This is a genomic window from Methanosarcina sp. 1.H.A.2.2 (assembly GCF_000979975.1).
GTDB lineage: Archaea > Halobacteriota > Methanosarcinia > Methanosarcinales > Methanosarcinaceae > Methanosarcina.
Genome location: NZ_JJQL01000089.1, coordinates 25685 through 44825 on the forward strand (window position 1 = coordinate 25685; position 19141 = coordinate 44825).

At 43.7% G+C, this 19141-nt stretch carries 17 protein-coding genes; 10 read left to right on the forward strand and 7 right to left on the reverse strand.

Annotation, left to right across the window (positions count from 1 at the left end; genetic code table 11):
• Nucleotides 1–62: 62 nt before the first annotated feature.
• The 3 genes from EO93_RS14085 (at nt 63) to EO93_RS14095 (ending at nt 2147) form a co-directional block, all read left to right on the forward strand.
• On the forward strand, nt 63–584 hold the full coding sequence (locus EO93_RS14085) for an ArsR family transcriptional regulator (protein WP_048131650.1): 522 nt from the start codon (nt 63–65) through the stop codon (nt 582–584).
• Nucleotides 584–1372, forward strand: coding sequence for a MarR family transcriptional regulator (locus EO93_RS14090; protein ID WP_200898124.1), 789 nt, complete (start codon nt 584–586; stop codon nt 1370–1372). Before EO93_RS14085 ends, EO93_RS14090 begins: the two co-directional genes overlap by 1 nt.
• A 226-nt stretch (nt 1373–1598) precedes the next feature.
• A complete protein-coding gene (locus EO93_RS14095) occupies nt 1599–2147 on the forward strand; it encodes a metallophosphoesterase (RefSeq protein ID WP_048163190.1) in 549 nt (182 codons plus the stop codon).
• A gap of 154 nt (nt 2148–2301) precedes the next feature.
• Here the strand turns inward: EO93_RS14095 and EO93_RS14100 are convergent, their stop codons facing one another.
• The 4 genes from EO93_RS14100 to EO93_RS14120 form a co-directional block, all read right to left on the reverse strand.
• A complete protein-coding gene (locus EO93_RS14100) occupies nt 2302–2523 on the reverse strand; it encodes a hypothetical protein (protein WP_011032245.1) in 222 nt (73 codons plus the stop codon).
• 361 nt (nt 2524–2884) lie between these two features.
• Nucleotides 2885–3454 carry an RPA family protein gene (locus EO93_RS14105; protein WP_048131659.1) on the reverse strand — a complete coding sequence of 190 codons (570 nt, stop codon included), beginning with the start codon at nt 3452–3454 and terminating at the stop codon, nt 2885–2887.
• A complete protein-coding gene (locus EO93_RS14110; protein ID WP_048163191.1) occupies nt 3455–4708 on the reverse strand; it encodes a replication protein A in 1254 nt (417 codons plus the stop codon).
• Between the two features lie 311 nt (nt 4709–5019).
• Entirely contained in the window at nt 5020–6858 is a 1839-nt protein-coding gene (locus tag EO93_RS14120) for a cation:proton antiporter (protein ID WP_048131665.1), read from the reverse strand.
• A gap of 416 nt (nt 6859–7274) precedes the next feature.
• Between EO93_RS14120 and EO93_RS14125 the strand changes: the two genes are divergently transcribed.
• The 5 genes from EO93_RS14125 (at nt 7275) to glmU (EO93_RS14145) (ending at nt 14180) form a co-directional block, all read left to right on the forward strand.
• Nucleotides 7275–8243, forward strand: a complete 969-nt coding sequence (locus EO93_RS14125; protein ID WP_342764213.1) for a calcium/sodium antiporter — start codon at nt 7275–7277, stop codon at nt 8241–8243.
• 251 nt (nt 8244–8494) lie between these two features.
• Entirely contained in the window at nt 8495–9712 is a 1218-nt protein-coding gene (gene glmU / locus EO93_RS14130) for a bifunctional sugar-1-phosphate nucleotidylyltransferase/acetyltransferase (protein WP_048131668.1), read from the forward strand.
• Between the two features lie 23 nt (nt 9713–9735).
• The gene (gene glmS / locus EO93_RS14135; protein WP_048131670.1) at nt 9736–11592 is read left to right on the forward strand and encodes a glutamine--fructose-6-phosphate transaminase (isomerizing); all 1857 of its coding nucleotides are present in this window, start codon (nt 9736–9738) and stop codon (nt 11590–11592) included.
• 93 nt (nt 11593–11685) lie between these two features.
• On the forward strand, nt 11686–12990 hold the full coding sequence (gene glmM, locus EO93_RS14140) for a phosphoglucosamine mutase (protein WP_048131672.1): 1305 nt from the start codon (nt 11686–11688) through the stop codon (nt 12988–12990).
• Nucleotides 12987–14180 (forward strand): bifunctional sugar-1-phosphate nucleotidylyltransferase/acetyltransferase, encoded by a 1194-nt coding sequence (gene glmU, locus EO93_RS14145; protein WP_048131674.1) that lies wholly within the window; start codon nt 12987–12989, stop codon nt 14178–14180. The genes glmM and glmU (EO93_RS14145) overlap by 4 nt, the downstream gene beginning before the upstream one ends.
• A gap of 225 nt (nt 14181–14405) precedes the next feature.
• On the opposite strand, the gene EO93_RS14150 is transcribed toward glmU (EO93_RS14145), so the two are convergent.
• Together EO93_RS14150 and EO93_RS14155 are read right to left on the reverse strand one after the other, a co-directional pair.
• The gene (locus EO93_RS14150; RefSeq protein WP_235283278.1) at nt 14406–14987 is read right to left on the reverse strand and encodes a hypothetical protein; all 582 of its coding nucleotides are present in this window, start codon (nt 14985–14987) and stop codon (nt 14406–14408) included.
• Between the two features lie 354 nt (nt 14988–15341).
• Nucleotides 15342–15539, reverse strand: a complete 198-nt coding sequence (locus EO93_RS14155) for a hypothetical protein (protein ID WP_048140475.1) — start codon at nt 15537–15539, stop codon at nt 15342–15344.
• 662 nt (nt 15540–16201) lie between these two features.
• Here EO93_RS14155 and EO93_RS14160 point away from each other — a divergent pair.
• Both EO93_RS14160 and EO93_RS14165 read left to right on the forward strand, forming a co-directional pair.
• A complete protein-coding gene (locus EO93_RS14160; RefSeq protein WP_048131679.1) occupies nt 16202–17320 on the forward strand; it encodes an AAA family ATPase in 1119 nt (372 codons plus the stop codon).
• A 327-nt stretch (nt 17321–17647) separates the two neighbouring features.
• Complete coding sequence (locus tag EO93_RS14165; protein WP_048163194.1) at nt 17648–17908, forward strand: hypothetical protein; 261 nt, start codon at nt 17648–17650, stop codon at nt 17906–17908.
• Between the two features lie 245 nt (nt 17909–18153).
• Here the strand turns inward: EO93_RS14165 and rnz are convergent, their stop codons facing one another.
• Nucleotides 18154–19071 (reverse strand): ribonuclease Z, encoded by a 918-nt coding sequence (rnz, locus tag EO93_RS14170; protein WP_048163195.1) that lies wholly within the window; start codon nt 19069–19071, stop codon nt 18154–18156.
• Nucleotides 19072–19141 lie beyond the last annotated feature (70 nt).

Below are 19141 nucleotides of genomic sequence, written 5' to 3' on the forward strand. Positions count from 1 at the left end.
CACATCACAAATCTTTATTATATTGAAAGCCGATAACATAAGGCGAGAAGGAGAGGACATAAATGGGTAAACGAACTCGAATAATTAACGATCCTTCCTATTTAGTACCATTACTCAGGACTTTTGGATCCAGAACCCATAAAAAAATATTCGATGCACTTTCTAATAAATGGATGACCAGAGCAGAAATCGATGAGTTCATAGGTTCGGATTCATCAAAAAACCTTCATATTCTGAAAAAAGCCGGGCTCCTTGAAAGCCAGTGGAGAGTCCCTGAAGCGGGACAAAAACCCTCAAAAGAATACCACAGTTCTTATTCAAAGGTTCAGGTGAACTTTCAGTGCTCCTTTGAAGATCTCAGTGATATCATTATGCTGACATTCAAGCCGTATGAAGAGGTGAAGGATGCCATGGATGAACTGGAAAGACTGGTAGAAGAGGGCAACACCTCAATGAGCAACCTTACACGGACTCTTAACAAAAACCCATTTTATATTTGTGCCGTTGCCCGCCGGTCCGAAAGGCTATCAGTAATGGGGCAGAGGTTAAAAATAATTGAAGATGTCGAGGAGAATTACGATTGATGATTAAAATCCTCCAGACCAAGAGCGGAGTCACCAAATTTCAGGTCCTTATCGAGATTGCCGCCCATCAGCCCAATGTCAGGCAAAAGGAGATTGCCGCAAAGATAGGAATAACCCCCCAGGCTGTTTCCGAATACATCAAAGAGCTTGTAAATGACGGGCTTATTGTAACCGAGGGCCGTGTCCGGTACAGGATAACAAAAGAAGGCGTAGAGTGGGTCCTTGAAAATGCCGCCGAAATGAAGCGGTACGCCCGCTTTGTCATGGAGGACATAATCAGCCATGTCTCAACCTGGACAGCCATCACAAAAGAGGAAGTCAAGGAAGGCCAGCAGGTTTACCTGAAAATGGACCACGGACTTCTCTATGTAAGCAGCACGGAAAAGACAGGCGCATCAGGCACTGTCATATCCGATGCCTCCCAGGGGGACGATGTGGGAGTAACCAGCCTCAAAGGCCTTATAGATCTGGAAAACGCAACCATCACGATCTGCAAGGTTCCCAGGGTCGAGCGCGGAGGGTCAAGAAAAGTGGACCTCGAGCGCCTGAAGACGCTGGCAAACTCAAAACCCTATATCGCAGCAATAGGCGTAGAATCGTTAATTGCTCTTCGCAAGATCGGCATAAGCCCCAATGTCATGTTCGGGACAAACGAATCCGTTATCGAGGCTGCATACCACGGACTTTCATCCCTGGTAGTTTCAGTAGATGAACAGGTCTCTGCACTCCTTAACAGGTTAGAAACCGAGAACCTTGAGTACGAACTTGTTGACCTGACAGTCGAATAACTTTCCTGAGTTTTAGCTTCCGGTTCGAGGTATTCCTGACTCACGAGTTTGGAATTCGAACCTGTTATTTTTCCGAAAACAGTATCGGTTTTTTTGTGTTTGTCAGGTTTAACTATAATTTTTCAGGTTTAACTGTAATAACCATCTTTAATTACGCTGCACATTTTTATCTTAATATCTTAGTATATTAATATTAGATAATCATCTGATAATCCGGAGGTATTCCATGAAGCTGATCGCACTTTCCGACACCCACCTTAAGAAAGGAGAAATCCCCCCGCAACTTCAAAGCATTCTCAAAGACTGTGACCTGATTGTCCATGCAGGGGATTTCAGTACTGTAGAAGCTTATAAGGCATTCAGTGCTAGCGGCAAGCTGAAAGCCGTTTATGGAAATGATGATACCTTAGAACTCCGGAAGCTCCTTCCCGAAAGGCTGAAATTTGAGGTTGAAGGGATCAAAGTAGGGGTAATACATGAAGGAGGGCTTTCAGTAATGGATACAACTGCCCAGGGTTACCTCGCAAAAGAAATGGGAGTAGATGTCCTGATTTTCGGGCACCTTCACCGCCCCTTGATTGAAAAGAAAGATGTTATGCTGGTCTGTCCGGGTTCTCCGACAAAACCCCGGATGTCAAATCCAGGTGTTGTGGAACTAATAATTGAAAAAGGAAGTATTAACGGCAGGATACTTACCCTTGAAGGAGAGAGCTGTGAATATATCAAGTTCCGGGATAACCTGAAAAAACAAAAACAGGAAGAGAATCATAAGTAATAAATAAAAAGAAGCCTGAGCGCCTGAAGCCGACCAGCAAATCCTGAAAAAGTAATACGCAGGAACCTGCTAAGGGTTTTTATTGTAAGAACTCAGGCACATGCCTCGCTAGGCGAGGTCTCTGGAACTATATATTTGGCGAACTCCTGTCAGTTCACATGGTCTCCAGTTTGAACATTACACCTGTTCCCTGAAGGCTCAGGTAGACTTTATCTCCAAACTCGAGAATCTTCTCGACACCAACATTGCTGTTCCAGTTATATACAAAATCGTAGCTGCCCTGCATGGGTTCAAAACCCAGGGACAACAGTCTCTGATTGACCTCAGACGGGCGAACTCCTTCACTACTAAACCAGACCACAAGATAGGTTTTCACAGGATCATCCCATATGCCAATTCATTAACTTATTTTAGCGTTGACTCTTATTCAATTACTCATTGCTCATTTTATATCATGTTTCGTTTATTTATCTATATTTTGCCTCTTATGCCCTAATACCATGAAAAAAGGAAAAACTTATTCAGCACATTAAAATGTAGAAGTGAACTATCTGAAAAGAAATAGGAAAAACAAAACAAAAGCAAGAGAAAAAAGGATTTAGAAAAAATAAAGAAGCAAAGGGCTTCCTAATTTAAAAATGTGAATTCAGAGTAAAATGTCCCTGAATTTCACGATCCCTAAGATAGGATGCCCGTCACTTTTGACGACTACCAATTACGGCTACTTTTTGCAATTCTCAGGCATTGTCTTTAAGGGACTCAAGGGCTTTTTTAACCATTTCACGATAAATCTCAGTATCAGTGGAATAGTGCTCTTTTGCAAGCTTTGAGTTCGGGTCTTCCTGTGCCTCAACTGCCCTTATCCTCTCAAGAGTCTGCTTTGCAGTATCGAGTACCCACAGATTTCTTGTCAGCTCATCTACCTGCTGGATAGATTCCGGACGGATAGAGGTCAGGACGTTTCCATCATCGGTGGTATAGGTGCTGGTTTTGCCGATGACCGCTACGAAAGCAGGCAGTTCGCACTCAGCAAGGAACTGAGCGGCTTCGGGCTGGTACTGTCCTGCATAGACAAGGAAGGAACCTGTCGGGTCGGAAACCCTGCCTCTCCAGTATTCGGAGTCAGTACCAATATCCTCCTTTTCGATAAGAGTCCCCACAATGAAGATACGGTTCACCTTCGCCCCTGTTGGAGTAAGGAGATACTGAGGGGCATACTGGTCACTTTCGTCCCTGGATGTGAGGTTTGAGTCTTTCAGTTCCTGGGAAAAAACCCTGCGCGATACTTCTCTAAAGAAGCCTGCCATTTAAGCCACCTCCAGTTCAGAAAGCAATTCATCAAGGAGTTCCCTGTCCAGGGAACTCGTTGGAGTAAAGGAATCCACAAGGATATAGCGGTCAAGCTTGTGTCCGCTAATAGTATAATACCTGCCGACAAGCTCGTGTTTTAATTTATCCAGTACTACTCCGGGATCAAGGGCATCTGCAGCCATTGCAATGGCGCTGTCAAGAGATATCCCGGCAATCTCTTCAGTAAGCTCCCGGTTAATCAGGGCGTCCTGGGTGGAAGTCCCCGAGTCAAGGACTGCCTTTATCCGGAGGTCATATTCCCCTTTGACCTTCCCGTGCTCTGCACAGGCGCCTTTAACCAGGGCCCGTTTGCACTCAGGGCACCGCTTTATAAGTCCGGAGCCTGTCTGAATGTCAATCATTGCCCCGAAATATGTAAAAGCAGAAGTCCCCACTTCGATATCTTCATCGAGTGTTTCTATGGAGCTTGACCTGTTAAGCTGAATCTGGACCTTGCCGTTCCACTCGTTAATAACCACGTTTTTCAGCATGTAACTTTTGCCTTCTTCCATATCAGGAAGTTCGGAGCTTGCCCAGTTAGTGAATTTAATGACACCGGTCTCATCTCCTATAAGCCCTGCCTGTTCTATCGACTCATGGGAGTTTTCCCAGAGCTGGACCACTTTCCCTCTTACTGTAGCCCACTGGTTTCCCACAAGATCAACAATGTTTCGGAGTTCGGCCTCTCTTGCTGAAGGAATGAAATCGCCACCTCCTACTTCAACAGGCTCGGAAAGCTTCTCTATGGAACTGTTTTTGTTAACCTGGACCTGAAACCTTTCGTTGTATTCTCCGACAACGACACTTCTGAGAAGGTAGCTCTCTCCCTGCTCAAGGGGAGGGAGTTCGGCATTTTTCCAGGTGGTAAACTTTATGATTCCAGTTTCATCTCCAAGGAGCCCAACCTGAGATATGGATTCATGAGTATTTTCCCAGAGCTGAACAACCTTTGCCTTAAGGTTTGCCCACTGCCCATTCTCCGTAACATCCGCAATTTTGGTGAGCTGGGGTTCAGCCTGCCTGACATAAAACTCATTTTTAGGAATGGAATATTTCTTCAAAAAATAGTTTGTTACGCTGCGTTGCGCCTCGTTTGAAGGCACTTTGAACTTCGTAATCAACTCGTCGAGTCTGCTTTCGATGTCCTCGACAGGCACATCGATGCCAAGTTTCATAAACCGATCTCTAATGGATTCTGCAGTCTGTTTCATCTTAATTCTACCTCAAGCCTCATGGTTAGTTTCATATTTTGGGAGGCACTCTAAAGTACCGCGGCAGAGAATATAAAGCTGAGTGAAGCGGGGTGAAAGTATTCAGTTATTATACAGTCCGCCCTTCCCCGCAGGGAAAAACCCGGGAAAAGATAATCAGAGTGGCTATCCCTTCCGTGTATGTTTATCACAGCAAGGGAGAGCGTCATCTTCCTTTCTAAACCTGAATCCATGATGCAAAATTACTTTCTCTGTTTTTGTATTCCCAGTAAGTGTATTATCGAAAAGTATACCCCACAAAGTACTTAAAATTATTTGTGAAGTATACCTGCGGTCCGCTTGGCTGCATCCCCTTCCCCAATAACGGTTACGATATCTTCATATTCAAGCACAAGGCTCCCGTGCGCGATAATAGAATCACTGCCCCGCTGAACCATAACCAGGAGACTCTTTTCAGGAAACTGGATATCCTTGATGGCTTTCCCGACTACCCCGGGGTTCGTGACCTTGACTTCCATCATGTCCCCTTCGCCCCCTACCTCGCACATGGAGAAGAGATGAGGCCTTCCGATCATGTTGTCAAGCACCACTGCAGTGGTTGTGGCCGGGCTCATGGCGCGGATGCCCAGATTCCAGAAAGCCTGAAGATTTTCGATCTCGTTTACCCTGGCCACCAGCTGGTCACCCCTGAATCCGAAAGAAACTTTAGCAATCTGGCAGAAGAGAAGGTTCGTGTTATCCTGATTGGTTGTAGCAACCACATATTTGGCATTCCCTATCCCTGCCTTTTTCAGGACGTTTACATCCCCTGCATCACCCTGGACAACCCGGATCCCGAGTTCCATGCATTTTTTGCAGTTGCTCTCGGAAATATCCACAACAACTACATTTTCTCCTCTTTTGTCAAAACGTTCGGCAAGAATCCTGCCTACCTTTCCACCACCAATAATAAGAATTTCCATAGGGATTACCTCCAGCATCTCTGCCACTTTTTTTGACAGGCTGCCACTCATGAAGACCGTGATGATAACTGTAAGGAAGACAAGCCCCACAAGGGCCTGCCCTCCCGGAATGCCCATCGAATCGAGCTTGATTGCAAAATAGGTCGCAACCGAAGTCGGCACAACGCCCCTGGGCCCAACAAAGGAAATGAAAAGTTTCTCATTCGTACCGATCTGCGAGTTCCACATCGAAACGAAGACCGCCACAGGGCGGATGAGGAATATGAGAAGCAGTACAAGGACTATCCCGCTTACCCCTATTCTCTGGATATCTTCAAATTTAAGCATTGCCGCAAGCAGGATGAAAATCAGGGAAAGCATCACAATCACAATGTCACTCTTGAATTCCTTGATAGTATCCTTGTAAGGGAATTCAGAAGTCCCGAGGATGATCCCGAAGACGGCTACCGCCAGAATCCCGGACTCGTTGCCCAGGTATTCTGAAAGAACGAAGCAGGCAAATACGGCGGTCAGGGAAACCAGCCTTGCGGTCCGATTGCTGATCACTGTTCCCCGAGTGAAGAACCAGCGGAGGGCAAACCCGCTCAAAGACCCCAGTGCAATTCCTATCCCCAATCTGTAAAGGATAAAGATCACAGCATCAGTCCCGGAAAGCTCTGCTGCGACCCATTCGAAGACCATGGCTGCAAGGATCACACTGGCAGCGTCATTCAGGACCCCCTCAAGTTCCAGGATCTTGCCAAGCTTGTGGCTAATCTGGATATTCCTTACAATGGGAGTTATCACAGTCGGCCCTGTTGCCGTGACAAGGGCTCCGAAAAGGGCAGCGAGTTCGAGAGGGATGTCTATCAGGAGGCTGGTCAGAACCGTGGCTCCCAGGAAGGTAACAAAGACTCCTATTGTTGTCAGCTTAAGGACACTTTCCTGAACCATCCTTATATGCTTCAGGTCAATATGAAGCCCCCCGTCAAAAACAATCACGGATACCGAGATTGCCACGATAGCACTTAGCCCCTCGATATAGAGGGCAGGGTCCAGCAGGTTAAGGACCTCAGGCCCTACGATGATTCCTTCAATCAAAAGGAAAACGATAAAAGGAATCCGGAAATAGCAGCTGAGGGCCTGTGCGACAAGGGACATAATAAGTACGGCAACTACCAGTCCAAGTAGAAGTATCGGATCAAGCATGAGATTCCCTGTAATGATGAGTTAACTTGCTAAAAATGATTCGTAAACATCCGAGAGAAATTGAAAGGAAAGATACGTCAAGGTTGTATTGCCAAAAAAGCACAAAATGTTTGGTACTGTATACATAATCATACAATTGTGATATATAAATTTGACTCCTGATTGTTAACCCCCGAACACTTTCTTCTCGATAACTCTCATTTATATCTAAATGAGAAAGGCAGTTCCCAAAGAAAGAACAGTTTTTCACAACACCTGCAAATCAATTTCAGAAAAGTATTCCCAGAATCTTTTCAATTTGAAAGCCTGTTACTTTGAGGTCCGGATACAAAAATTCTGAAAAGGCTGCATAATCAAAAGACCATTAGACAAAAACCCTAAAAACTGCAAAAACAGGAGCGTATGAGTTATATTCTTTGTACTCTTTAAAGGACGCCATGGACTTGCTTTTGATCTTTCTTTTTCTGCTCAGCCTTGCTATGATAAGCAAAGGTTCGGACTGGTTCATTGAAGCTGCGATTGCAATATCAAACAAAAGCGGGATCCCAAAAATGCTTATAGGGGCTACGATTGTGAGTTTTGCAACCACAGCTCCGGAGTTTGCAGTTTCTGCAACGGCAGCTTATATCGGGCATACAGACGTAACAATAGGAAATGCAGTGGGTTCGGTCATATGCAACACCGGGCTTGTACTGGGTTCGATTATAGCTGTAAAAGCAATCCCTATGAAGGATGATACGTTTCCCATTAAAAGCGGGCTTATGCTCCTTTCAGGAATTGTCCTTATCATAATCAGTCGCGACGGAAGTGTGAACCGGCTTGATGGGATTATACTTCTGCTGGTGTTTTTTGCTTTCCTCTTCCATGCTTCAAAGACCCAGCGCGTGTTGTTTGAAGATAATGAAACAGGTAGACAAAAACTAAAAATCAAAGATATCCGGAAAGATATAGCTTTCTTCGTTCTCGGCTCCCTTTCCGTAGTTATAGGAAGCAGGATCCTGGTAGATTCAGGAATAAAAATAGCCGAATGGATGGGCATCCCTGAAGTAATAATAGCCCTGACGGCGGTCGCGATAGGAACATCCCTTCCCGAACTTGCAACTGCAATTACCTCCCTCAAGAAAGGGCACCAGGACCTCTCCATAGGAAACATCCTCGGAGCAAATACAATGGACATTGCCATGATCCTCGGGGCATCATCCCAGATTCGCGTGCTCCCTGTTTCGGAACAGCTTGCAGGATACGATTTCCCGTTCATGTTCCTGATATCTCTCGCCCTTATAATCTTCGGGATCACTGGAAAAAAGCTGGAAAGATGGGAAGGAGGCGTAATTCTCGGGGCATATCTGGTTTATGTGGCAGGGCTTTTTATCCTCTATAGATAAGCCTGCCCCCCAACTTTAAAAAAGTTAGAACTTTCTTCACGATTAAAAGTCAGGATTGTTCTCTTTTTACATATTTATATATTTTTTTCTGTTTTAATCTTTAGACATATTATTATTTTTTATAGGCCACACATTAACTAGAAAATTTTATACAATGTAAAGAATCATCTTTTTTTATAAGCAAATTTTTATATTCATCTTATATCTTCTGAAGGCAATGTATAAATTCTAAAAAAAGGTTCTTTAACTCTATGAAAGCTATTATCCTCGCAGCAGGAGAAGGACTGCGCTGCAGGCCTCTTACTCTTACCCGTTCCAAAGTGATGCTTCCTGTAGCCAACAGGCCTATTCTGGAACATGTCATATCTTCTCTTGAGAAAAACGGAATCAATGAGATCATACTGATTGTCGGGTATGAAAAAGAACGCATAATGAACTATTTTGAAGACGGACTGAATTTCGGGGTCAATATAAAATATGTCGAGCAAAAAGCCCAGCTCGGGACAGCACATGCGATTGAACAGGCAAAAAAACTAATACGTCCCGAGGATTCCGAATTCCTTGTCCTGAACGGGGACAACCTGGTAGAACCAAAAACCATAGCTGATATCCTTAACAATTATGAAGGAGATGCGAGCCTTTTAACCGTAAGAATGAAGGACACGGCAGGTTATGGAGTGGTACTGAAAGAAAAGAAGAGAGTTACCCAGATTCTGGAAAAAAGACCCGGAGATTTAAGCCATCTTGTAAACACGGGAATTTATATTTTTACGCCGCAGGTCTTTGAAACTATTGAAAAAACTCCTATATCCGAAAACGGAGAATATGCGATAACCGATACCCTCCAGCTTATGATTGACGAAGGAAAAGTAGTCACTTCAATCTCAACCGAATCCAAGTGGCTGGATGCGGTCCATGCCTGGGATCTCCTGAAAGCAAACTCAATTGTATTAAACTCCTCCAGAAACCTGAAGCAAGAAGGAGAACTTGAAGAAGGAGTAATAATTCGCGGAAAGGTTGAAATCGGAAAAAACACAAAAATCCGTGCCGGAACCTATATTGTAGGTCCGGTAGTAATCGGGGAAAACTGTGATATAGGACCTAATGTAGTAATTCTGCCCTCCACTACTATAGGAGACAATGTGTCCATAAGGTCCTTTACCGAAATCCAGAACAGCATCATAATGAATGACTGCCGGATTTCTTCCCACGGGCAGATCTCCAATTGCATAATTGGAAGCAACAATACCCTTGGTCCGGGTTTTACTGCAGAGGAAAAAGAAAACCTTGAGATAAACATTAACTGCAGGATCCACAAAGCTCCAAAACTCGGCACTATCATTGGGGACGATAACCGGATAGGAGGCAGAGTGCTCGTGAAAGCCGGAGTAATGATTGCTGTCAACTGTCAGGTAGAGTCTGGAAACACTATTTACAGAGACCTGCCCCGTGATTCGGTGGTCCTCTGAGCTCTTAAGAAGGAGATAAAAAAATGTGTGGAATTGTCGGATATGCAGGAAGAAATGCTGCTGCACCGGTTCTTATAGAATCTCTCAAAAAACTTGAATATAGGGGATACGACTCCGCAGGGATTACCGTTCTTGGCAGTGGAATTGAAACTTATAAGGCAGTCGGGAAAATCATAAATCTCGAATCCGAAATCCCAAAGAAACTCGGAGGAACTGTCGGAATAGGACACACCCGCTGGGCAACCCATGGACGCCCAAATACGGAAAATGCCCATCCTCATAACTCGGGAGTAAACCCGGAAAAAATCTCGATCGTGCATAACGGGATTATTGAAAATTACATGGCATTGAAAGAGAGGCTTATTGGAGAGGGTTACCAATTCAAATCCGAAACCGATACAGAAGTGATCGCACATCTTCTGCACAAGCACATCTATGGGAAACCGGATGGAAAAGAAGCTCAATGCGAACTTCTTGTAGGACTTAGAGAAGCCTTAAAAGAGATTGAAGGATCATATGCTCTTGGAATAATCTCTGCGGATGAACAGGGAAAACTCGTGCTTGCCCGCAAGGACAGCCCTCTCGTCATAGGGCTCGGGAAAGGGGAAAATTTTGCTGCATCTGATGTAACCGCTTTTCTGAACTATACCAGGGATGTTATCTTTGTAGATGACTTTGAGACAGCAGTGCTGAGCCCTTCAGGTGTGGAGATATTTGACAGGGAAGGAAATCTCAGGGAAAAGAAGATAGAAAAGATAGAATGGGACTTTGAGGCTGCAGAAAAAGCAGGTTATGAACATTTCATGCTGAAAGAGATTCATGAACAGGTCACTGCAATCCACGACACCCTGGCAGGCAAAGTCTCTGAACTTGAAGGAGCTATATACTTAAACGAACTGAACCTCAGTGAAGACGAAATAAGGAAACTTTCAAGGGTTCAGATCCTGGCATGCGGAACTTCCTGGCATGCAGGCTTACTTGGGAAATACCTGTTTGAACAGCTGGCAGGAATCCACTGCGATATTGATATCTGTTCGGAGTACAGGTACAGAAACCCTGTGATGAATGAGGGGACCCTTGCCATTGCGATTACTCAATCAGGAGAAACTGCAGATACTCTTGCAGCCGTGCGGGAGATTATGTCTTACAACTGTCCCACGCTTGCAATTACGAATGTTGTGGGAAGCACGATTACAAGAGAGGCAAACAGCGTACTCTATACGCGGGCAGGACCCGAAATAGGAGTCGCTGCCACAAAGACCTTCAGTACCCAGATTACCCTTCTATATCTCCTCGCTGTAAAGTTCGCTCTTGTAAGGGGCAAGTTAAGCCATGATTATGTAAAGAATTTCATTACGGAAATCCGGAAAGTCCCGGGAGAGATCCAGCAGATCCTTAACCAGAAGGAAGCGATAAAGGAATGTGCTGAGAACTTTGCCCATGCAAAGAGCTACTTCTTCCTTGGCAGGCACCTTAACTATCCTATAGCTCTCGAAGGAGCGCTGAAACTCAAAGAGATCTCATATGTGCATGCCGAAGGCTTTGCTGCAGGAGAACTGAAACACGGACCTATTGCCCTTCTTGACGAGGGAACTCCTGTAGTTGCAATTGCCACCAGGGGACAGACTTATGAAAAGATGCTCAGCAATATTAAAGAAGTGAAAGCCAGGGACGCTGTTGTGATCGCGATTGCCGACAGTAAGGACACGGAAATAGGAAAGTATGCAGATATTGTCCTCAGAGTCCCCCAGAGCGACGAACTGCTGGCTCCCCTTCTGAGTGTTGTCGTGCTTCAGTTGCTTTCTTATTACACTGCTCTAGCCAGAAACTGCTCTATTGACAAACCTCGCAACCTTGCAAAGAGTGTTACTGTCGAATGATTGTAAAGGCTGAGAATATCAGGATTTAAATATAACAACAGAATACGGGATTTCAGAACAGAATAAAACTTCATGAAATATGGAGTGGGATTTATGAAACTCTTCGGATCTTCAGGAATTAGAGGCATAGTTAATAAAGAAGTTACACCCGAACTTGCACTGCAGGTAGGGCTTGTGTTAGGAAGCCGGAAAAAGACCGCAGTTATCGGGAGGGACCCACGGGTTTCGGCGCCTATGATAGAGCACGCCCTGGTCGCCGGGCTGACTGCTGCAGGCTGTGATGTTACAAAGGTGGGCATGGTAACTACTCCGACTCTGGCATATGCAGCCAGAGAATATGAATGCGGAGTAATGGTTACAGCTTCACATAACCCCTCAGAGTATGTGGGGATAAAGCTATGGAATCCTGACGGCATGGCTTTTGACTCAGCCCAGCAGGAAGAAATTGAAGAAGCTATCGAAAAAGAAAACTTTTCGCGAGTTACCTGGGACTTTATAGGGAAAATTGCTGAAGACGAAAATGCCATTCGGGACCACATGGATATGATCGAGGGTCTTGTAGGGAATTCCGGGCTGCGCGTGGTTCTCGACTGCGGATGCGGAGCGGGAAGTACAATCACCCCATATCTCCTGCAGGAACTTGGCTGTCAGGTAATAACCCTGAATTCCCAGCCTGACGGACATTTCCCGGCAAGAAACCCTGAGCCCAATGATCAAAACCTCTCCCTGCTTAAAAAGGCAGTTGTGGCGTTCGAAGCCGACCTCGGAATAGCCCATGACGGAGATGCGGACAGGATGATGGCAGTCGACGAAAAAGGTAACTTCGTATCCGGAGACGACCTGCTTGCAATATTCGGGCGTTTTGAATGCGGAGATAAAAAAGGAGCTGTTGTCGTGCCTGTAGATACCTCCATGATGGTGGATGATTATCTTGAAGGTTCTGAAATCATAAGGACAAGAGTTGGGGATGTCTATGTTGCAGAGGGCATAAAGCAGTACGGAGCCATCTACGGCGGAGAGCCTTCAGGAAGCTGGATTTTCCCGGAGATTTCCTACTGCCCTGACGGGATCTATGCAGCTGCAAAGCTTGTTGAAATTGTCAGGGAAAAGAAGTTAAGTGAGCTCAGGGCAGAACTTCCTGTTTATGCCACAAAAAGAGGTGCTCTTCCATGTGCAAACGAAAAGAAAGCAGAGTTCATGGAAAAGGTAAAAACAAGGCTTGAACCCCTTGGAAAAGTCCTTGACATTGATGGGATCCGCGTGGAACTTGAAAACGGCTGGGTACTTGTCCGCCCCTCGGGCACGGAAGCAAAGGTAAGGATTACGGCAGAAGCCAGGGAAAATGTAGATGAGATCTACGACATGGCAGAAAAAATAGTGAAGGAGGCGCTTAAATGAAAGCAGTTGTCCTTGTGGCAGGCAAAGGCACAAGGATGGAACCTCTCACCTCCGACTGCCCTAAAGTAATGCTTCAGGTTGCAAACAAACCGATACTTGAACATATCCTGAACGCAGCCGTAGAAGCAGGTATCGAGGGTTTTGTCTTCATTACGGGATACCTGGAAGAGCAAATAAAAGCCCACTTCGGGGACGGAAGCAAATGGGGAGTAAGCATCGAGTATGTGCAGCAAAAGGAGCAGCTAGGAACTGCAAATGCTATCGGCTATGCAAGAGGGCACGTTGAAGGGGCATTCCTTGTACTTAACGGGGACATGCTCATCGGGCAGGAGGACTTGAAATCTCTGGTTTCCAGGAAAGAAGAAGCTGTAATCTGCGTAAAAGAGGTGGAAAACCCTTCGGATTTCGGAGTTCTTGAGACCGAGAATAATAAAGTAGTCAGGATAATTGAAAAACCGAAAAATCCCCCGACAAACCTTGCAAATGCCGGGATTTACCTTTTCAGGGAGTCCATATTTGACTTAATTGATAAAACCCAGCTTTCCGTAAGAAAAGAACTTGAGATAACAGACTCCATTCAGATGCTGATCGACAGCGGAGCGCCTGTAGGCTACAGCCCCCTCGAAGGCAGGTGGATTGACATAGGATATCCCTGGGACCTCCTGAAAGCAAACGAACACCTTTTAAAAGACCTCAGGGGTAGCTGTGAAGGCACCGTGGAGCCAAATGCAACCATAAAAGGTGAAGTTGCAATCGGAAAAGGCACTCTCATCCGAAACGGTTCCTATATCGAAGGGCCTGTGGTAATAGGTGAGAACTGCGATATAGGGCCCAACTGCTTTATTCGTCCTTCAACTGCAATAGGCAACCGTGTCAGAATCGGAAATGCCGTGGAAGTAAAAAATACAATTGTTATGGAAGGCACTCATGTGGGGCACCTGAGTTATGTAGGAGACAGCGTCATCGGGCGCCGCTGTAATTTTGGAGCCGGTACGAAGGTTGCAAACCTCCGTCACGATGGAAAGAACATAAAGGTGATGCTGAAAAGCAGGATTCTTGACTCCGGCAGAAGAAAACTCGGCGTGATCATGGGAGATGATGTGCATACTGGCATCAATACGAGCATAAATATAGGCGTGATAATGCACAAAGGAAGAGCCACCCTTCCCGGAGAAGTAGTAAAGCACTGAGCCGGCATCAAAGTAAGAAAATGAATCAGGACTCCCCTCCTTTTCCTGGTGGCATAGGAGGGGAAATCCCTGCATGTTTTTGTTTTAATCTATGTTCTTTATTTTCTGTATTTGAATCTATATTTTTTATTTGAAGCTATTTTATTTAGTTGGATTTATATTATTTAGAAGAAGTTATTTTATTTAGTTGAAGTTAATTTATCACTTATGAATACATTATCGAGTTTATGAATACAGCTGTTTTATGCTCCAGAACACTGTGTTTCGGAAGAAACCTTTTACTTCTACATTGAGAGATCCGTCATTCATTTTCTCTACAGCTTTCCTTAAAGGATCATCTGAAGCAATTATCTCCCTGATAGTCTCTTCATCGGATTCCACAGTTATGGAGGGACCGAACTTTGAATTTGGATCATTGGGAGTGTCATACCTGTAAAATTCTCCTACTTTTCCACTCCTCATAAGTAAAGTTACGTAGAGCATTTCACCATTCTCAAGTTCAATTCTCCCCGCAATCTCTTCACTTGCCACCAGCCTTTTAACAAGAGATGGCACGTTATCAAAGTTCTCGTTATAGAGCTCCATCTGCGCACTTAATTCGGAAAAAAGATCGTTCTCCGTACTGGAATTAACAGAAGTTGTAAATAATTCAGCTGCTGTAACATTACCCACACTTGAAGCATTATCCGCACTGGAAACATTACCCGTACTGGAAGCATTACCCGTACTGGAAGCCGCACCTGCTGCATTAACAAGCAAGAGCACAACCAGAAGGGAAACAATAGCCCTATTTTTCCAATAAACCATGATTGAAAATAAGAAGCAGGGATATAAAAAAGTTATCAATATAAATTAAAACTCTCCAAAAAGGGAAGAGGAGTGGAGAAATTGAACTGTCTTAAAATCAAAAATAAGAAACAAAACTAAAATCAAAATCAAAAATAAGAAACAAAACTAAAATCAAAATCAAAAATAAGAAACAAAACCAAAATCAAAACCAAAAATAAGAAACAAAACCAAAACCAAAATCAAAACCAAAAATAAGAAACAAAACCAAAACCAAAACCAAAACCAAAACCAAAACCAAAATCAAAAATAAGAAACAAAACCAAAACCAAAAACAAAAAACTTACCGGGATAAGTTTTATCCAGCGGCAAGATTTAAAGTTTAAGAGAGGGTCTGAACACCTCAGAACAGTACCTGTCGAAGACCTGGTCTTCAACCTGTTCACAGATTTTCTTATAATCTTTCGACTTTGGGTCGTGCTTGTTCATAGTCTTTTTGACTTCAGCGTTCATCTTATCAAGAGTTTTTTGGTCGAAACCGTCCGTATTCTCCATAGTAAACATATAAATCATACTCTAGAATTAACTTAGTTAGATGCTTAAGATTTTTTGCATTATTTAAATTTCTATATTACATACACAGTATTACCATACAGATAGATTAATCGGGTAACACACTGGTAATTAATTGCCAGCTTTTAACTATTTTTGAAAATAGTTTTAATCTAATAATTAAAATATTTATATTATTGCTCTAATATATTAGCTTTCCCTTTTAATCGAACTTCATTTTTACTTCAAATGAGTAGACCTGAGGGATTTGCCAAATAATCCGTTATGGAAGCCTCTTTACTCAAAGAAATAATTCATCAAAGCCTGCATAAACGATTGTTCAAGCAAATTTTAAACAATAAGCTTTTTAGGGCTTACTCCTATAAATATTTTACATTTGGAAGATATCCTTCAGGACATACACATCTATACATTACATTAAATATATGAATATATAATGGTTACCTGAAGTCCATAGACTGTATTATACAGATAAATGATAGGAAAATAATGTCCTGCATGAATAATTTTCAGTAAACGGGTTTCTGTTATACGGAGTTAAGATAAGGCTTTCGCAATCGAATATCCATACTGGTTCATGGGGTTAATTATATTAGCTCTTCAGGTCACTATAAGGTATAGAAAAGTATTAGGTATAGAAAAGTATTCGAGTTGATAACAAAGTGCGACCGGTCTCACAAAGAGTGAACGCGAAGAAAATTCACGAGAACAATGCCGAGCTCGGGAAATCCACATCCGAACTTCTTATCCTGAAGCCTGAAGGATATCCCCTGAGCGGCATGATGGAAGAATATCCTGTTATTGAAAACAAGGATGTTTTTGAATTCTATGCACGGGAACAGTGGAATGGGAATGTTGCCCGCAAAGGAGATTATCTCTTTGACAAGAGAATGTTTCCTGACTTCGCATACCGCATTATAGATGTGGAACCTGCAGAATCCATAATAGGAAACTCAACATCCATTATCGTAACCGAAGAGGAAAATGGAATTTCTCCCTCTGAAGAAATAAAAAGTGATGTTAGATTTGAAGATGTGATAGGGCAGGAACTTGCAAAACAGAAATGCAGGCTTATTGAACGCTTTCTGGAAGAGCCCGAACGTTTTGGGAAATGGGCACCAAGAAATATTCTGTTCTTTGGACCCTCGGGCACTGGAAAAACCATGCTCGCAAAAGCCCTTGCAAGCAAGACCGATGTGCCGATCATTCCGGTCAAGGCTACCCAGCTAATAGGGGAATATGTCGGGGATGGAGCCCGTCAGATCCACCAGTTATATGACCGGGCAGAAGAGATGTCTCCCTGTATAATCTTCATTGACGAACTTGATGCCATTGCCCTGGACAGGCGATTTCAGGAGCTCAGAGGAGACGTAAGCGAAATCGTAAATGCCCTTCTGACTGAAATGGACGGAATAGTTGAACGAGACGGAGTCTGTACCATCTGTTCTACAAACCGTGTCAATTCCCTGGACTCTGCTGTGAGAAGCAGGTTCGAAGAAGAGATTGAATTTGTCCTTCCGGCGGAAGAAGAAATCGTTCATATACTGGAATCAAATGTGAAGACTTTCCCTCTGCAGGTAGAGGAATTTGATTTCCAGACACTTGCAAAGAAAGCTAAAGGGCTTTCAGGCAGGGATATTGTAGAAAAAATCCTTAAAACCGCCCTTCATCAGGCAATCATCGAAGATAGGGAAATTGTCAGCGGTAAAGACTTTGAAAAAGCCCTTGCAAGATTGGGCAGGAAAGATTTTATCCAGGACCCAACCCAACTTTATGTATAACCCTTGAAAGAGAAATAACCTAAATGAGAAAGTGCCTTTTAATCCCTTTTCTATGAGATATTTCCAGGCACCCATCTTAGGTATAACTCTTTACATGTTTTTACAAGTTTCCTGTGAAGACTAATTTGTTCAGTCTAAGGAAGTTTTCTTTTCAGCTCTTTGGTAGTTTATAAGAAGATTTTAAGAAAATTATAAGAAGTTTGGAAGAGAAGTTTCTTGTTAAAGCCTCTGGGATAGTTTTATGTATAAAAATCATTATTCTTTATCAGAAGTTCTATTTAAGTAAGGTCTCAACTATACCCTAAACAAGATTTAAAAGGGATTCTCATGAATGAAATACGTGAAGTCGACCGCTTTGAGTGCAGGGTTATAAGCGTAACCCATAACATGGCCTGGAAAGGTGTGACAGTTGAAGAAAATGATACAAAAGGGAGGGTGTACTTCGGAAGGGTCAACGGTGAAATTGAAATCAACCCTGGAGACACATTCTATCTCGGTGTCAAGCAGATCTATGAAATCGAAGACAAGACCATGAGAGTTACACTCTACGACGCTGAAAACAAAAACCTGGACTGGACACTTGTCTGAACAACCTGATAATACTGAATAAAGATTCTTTCTGCAGGTTTATTTCCTGTAGAGAGATTTAATCTAATTTTTAAACTCTGCTTTAAAGAAAACTTCAAATATTCCGCAAAAAGCCCTGTACCCAGTATATGAAGGCTCAATCATATCTGTTTGTTCAGGTATGTTTTTCAGGTATGTTTTTCAGGTATGTTTTTCAGGTCTGCTTATTCAGGTCTGCTTGTTCAGGTATGTTTATTCAGGTCTGCTTATTCAGGTCTGTATGGTATCTCAAGTTCCATCAGGTCTTCGGCTACAACTACATTTTCAAAAACTATTTTTGAATCTTTCAGGATAGGTTCCACATCATCAGTATAACGTGAGCTGATATGGGTAAGGACCAGTTTCCTGACTCCGGCTTCTTTTGCAAGGGCTGCAACCTCACCTGCTGTCGAATGCATGGATTCTTCCGCCCAGTCTGCCATCTCGTCAGCGAAGCTGCCGTCATGAATTAAGAGGTCGGCATCCCTGCTGGCTTCAAGCACTGATTCACAGGGCCTGGTATCTCCGGTGTACACGATTGTCCTTCCGGGCCTCGGGATTCCCATTACTTCTTCGGGCCTTACGAGCCTTCCGTCCACTTCTACAGGATTTCCCCTTTGAAGTTTTGCAAAAAGGGGACCAGGAGGAACGCCGAGTTCGACTGCCTTTTCCCTGTTAAAACGTCCGGGGCGGGGGTTTTCCACAAGGGCATAGCCAAGACTCGGGATGCTGTGTTCGGTCTTTAAAGCCCGGACTACATAACTTTCCCCTTCTACAGTGTCTCCGGGACTCAGTTTCACGCCCCGTATTTCATATTTAAGGTTGAAATAGCCAAGGGCCTTAAAAAGCTCAGTAAATTCCCTGGTCCCTTCAGGACCGTAGATCGTCAACGGCTCTTTCCTGCCCAGGAAGGACATAGTTTGAATGAGGCCAGGAATTCCGAGAAAATGATCTGCATGAAAATGACTGATGAAAATAGAGGACAGGCTCATCATGCCTGTCTTTGCCCGCATCATCTGCTGCTGGGTGCCTTCTCCACAGTCAAAGAGTATAAGTTCCCCTTCTCTGTTGATCATTACTGCTGACGGATTTCTGTTACGGGTCGGGAGGGACCCTCCAGTGCCTAGAAAAGTTATGCGAAGCATGATGAACTCACTGATTATGATGAAATTACTAACTGGTAACAATGAAATTGGTAACAATGAAATTATCAGT

Excerpts from the sequence above, each read along its gene's own strand:
- EO93_RS14110 (WP_048163191.1), bottom strand. The coding sequence starts at position 4,708 with ATGAAACAGACTGCAGAATCCATTAGAGATCGGTTTATGAAACTTGGC.
- EO93_RS14155 (WP_048140475.1), bottom strand. The coding sequence starts at position 15,539 with ATGATTTATATGTTTACTATGGAGAATACGGACGGTTTCGACCAAAAA.
- EO93_RS14095 (WP_048163190.1), top strand. The coding sequence starts at position 1,599 with ATGAAGCTGATCGCACTTTCCGACACCCACCTTAAGAAAGGAGAAATC.
- EO93_RS14105 (WP_048131659.1), bottom strand. The coding sequence starts at position 3,454 with ATGGCAGGCTTCTTTAGAGAAGTATCGCGCAGGGTTTTTTCCCAGGAA.
- rnz (WP_048163195.1), bottom strand. The coding sequence starts at position 19,071 with ATGCTTCGCATAACTTTTCTAGGCACTGGAGGGTCCCTCCCGACCCGT.
- glmS (WP_048131670.1), top strand. The coding sequence starts at position 9,736 with ATGTGTGGAATTGTCGGATATGCAGGAAGAAATGCTGCTGCACCGGTT.
- glmU (WP_048131674.1), top strand. The coding sequence starts at position 12,987 with ATGAAAGCAGTTGTCCTTGTGGCAGGCAAAGGCACAAGGATGGAACCT.
- EO93_RS14120 (WP_048131665.1), bottom strand. The coding sequence starts at position 6,858 with ATGCTTGATCCGATACTTCTACTTGGACTGGTAGTTGCCGTACTTATT.
- EO93_RS14085 (WP_048131650.1), top strand. The coding sequence starts at position 63 with ATGGGTAAACGAACTCGAATAATTAACGATCCTTCCTATTTAGTACCA.
- EO93_RS14090 (WP_200898124.1), top strand. The coding sequence starts at position 584 with ATGATTAAAATCCTCCAGACCAAGAGCGGAGTCACCAAATTTCAGGTC.
- glmM (WP_048131672.1), top strand. The coding sequence starts at position 11,686 with ATGAAACTCTTCGGATCTTCAGGAATTAGAGGCATAGTTAATAAAGAA.
- EO93_RS14150 (WP_235283278.1), bottom strand. The coding sequence starts at position 14,987 with ATGGTTTATTGGAAAAATAGGGCTATTGTTTCCCTTCTGGTTGTGCTC.
- glmU (WP_048131668.1), top strand. The coding sequence starts at position 8,495 with ATGAAAGCTATTATCCTCGCAGCAGGAGAAGGACTGCGCTGCAGGCCT.
- EO93_RS14165 (WP_048163194.1), top strand. The coding sequence starts at position 17,648 with ATGAATGAAATACGTGAAGTCGACCGCTTTGAGTGCAGGGTTATAAGC.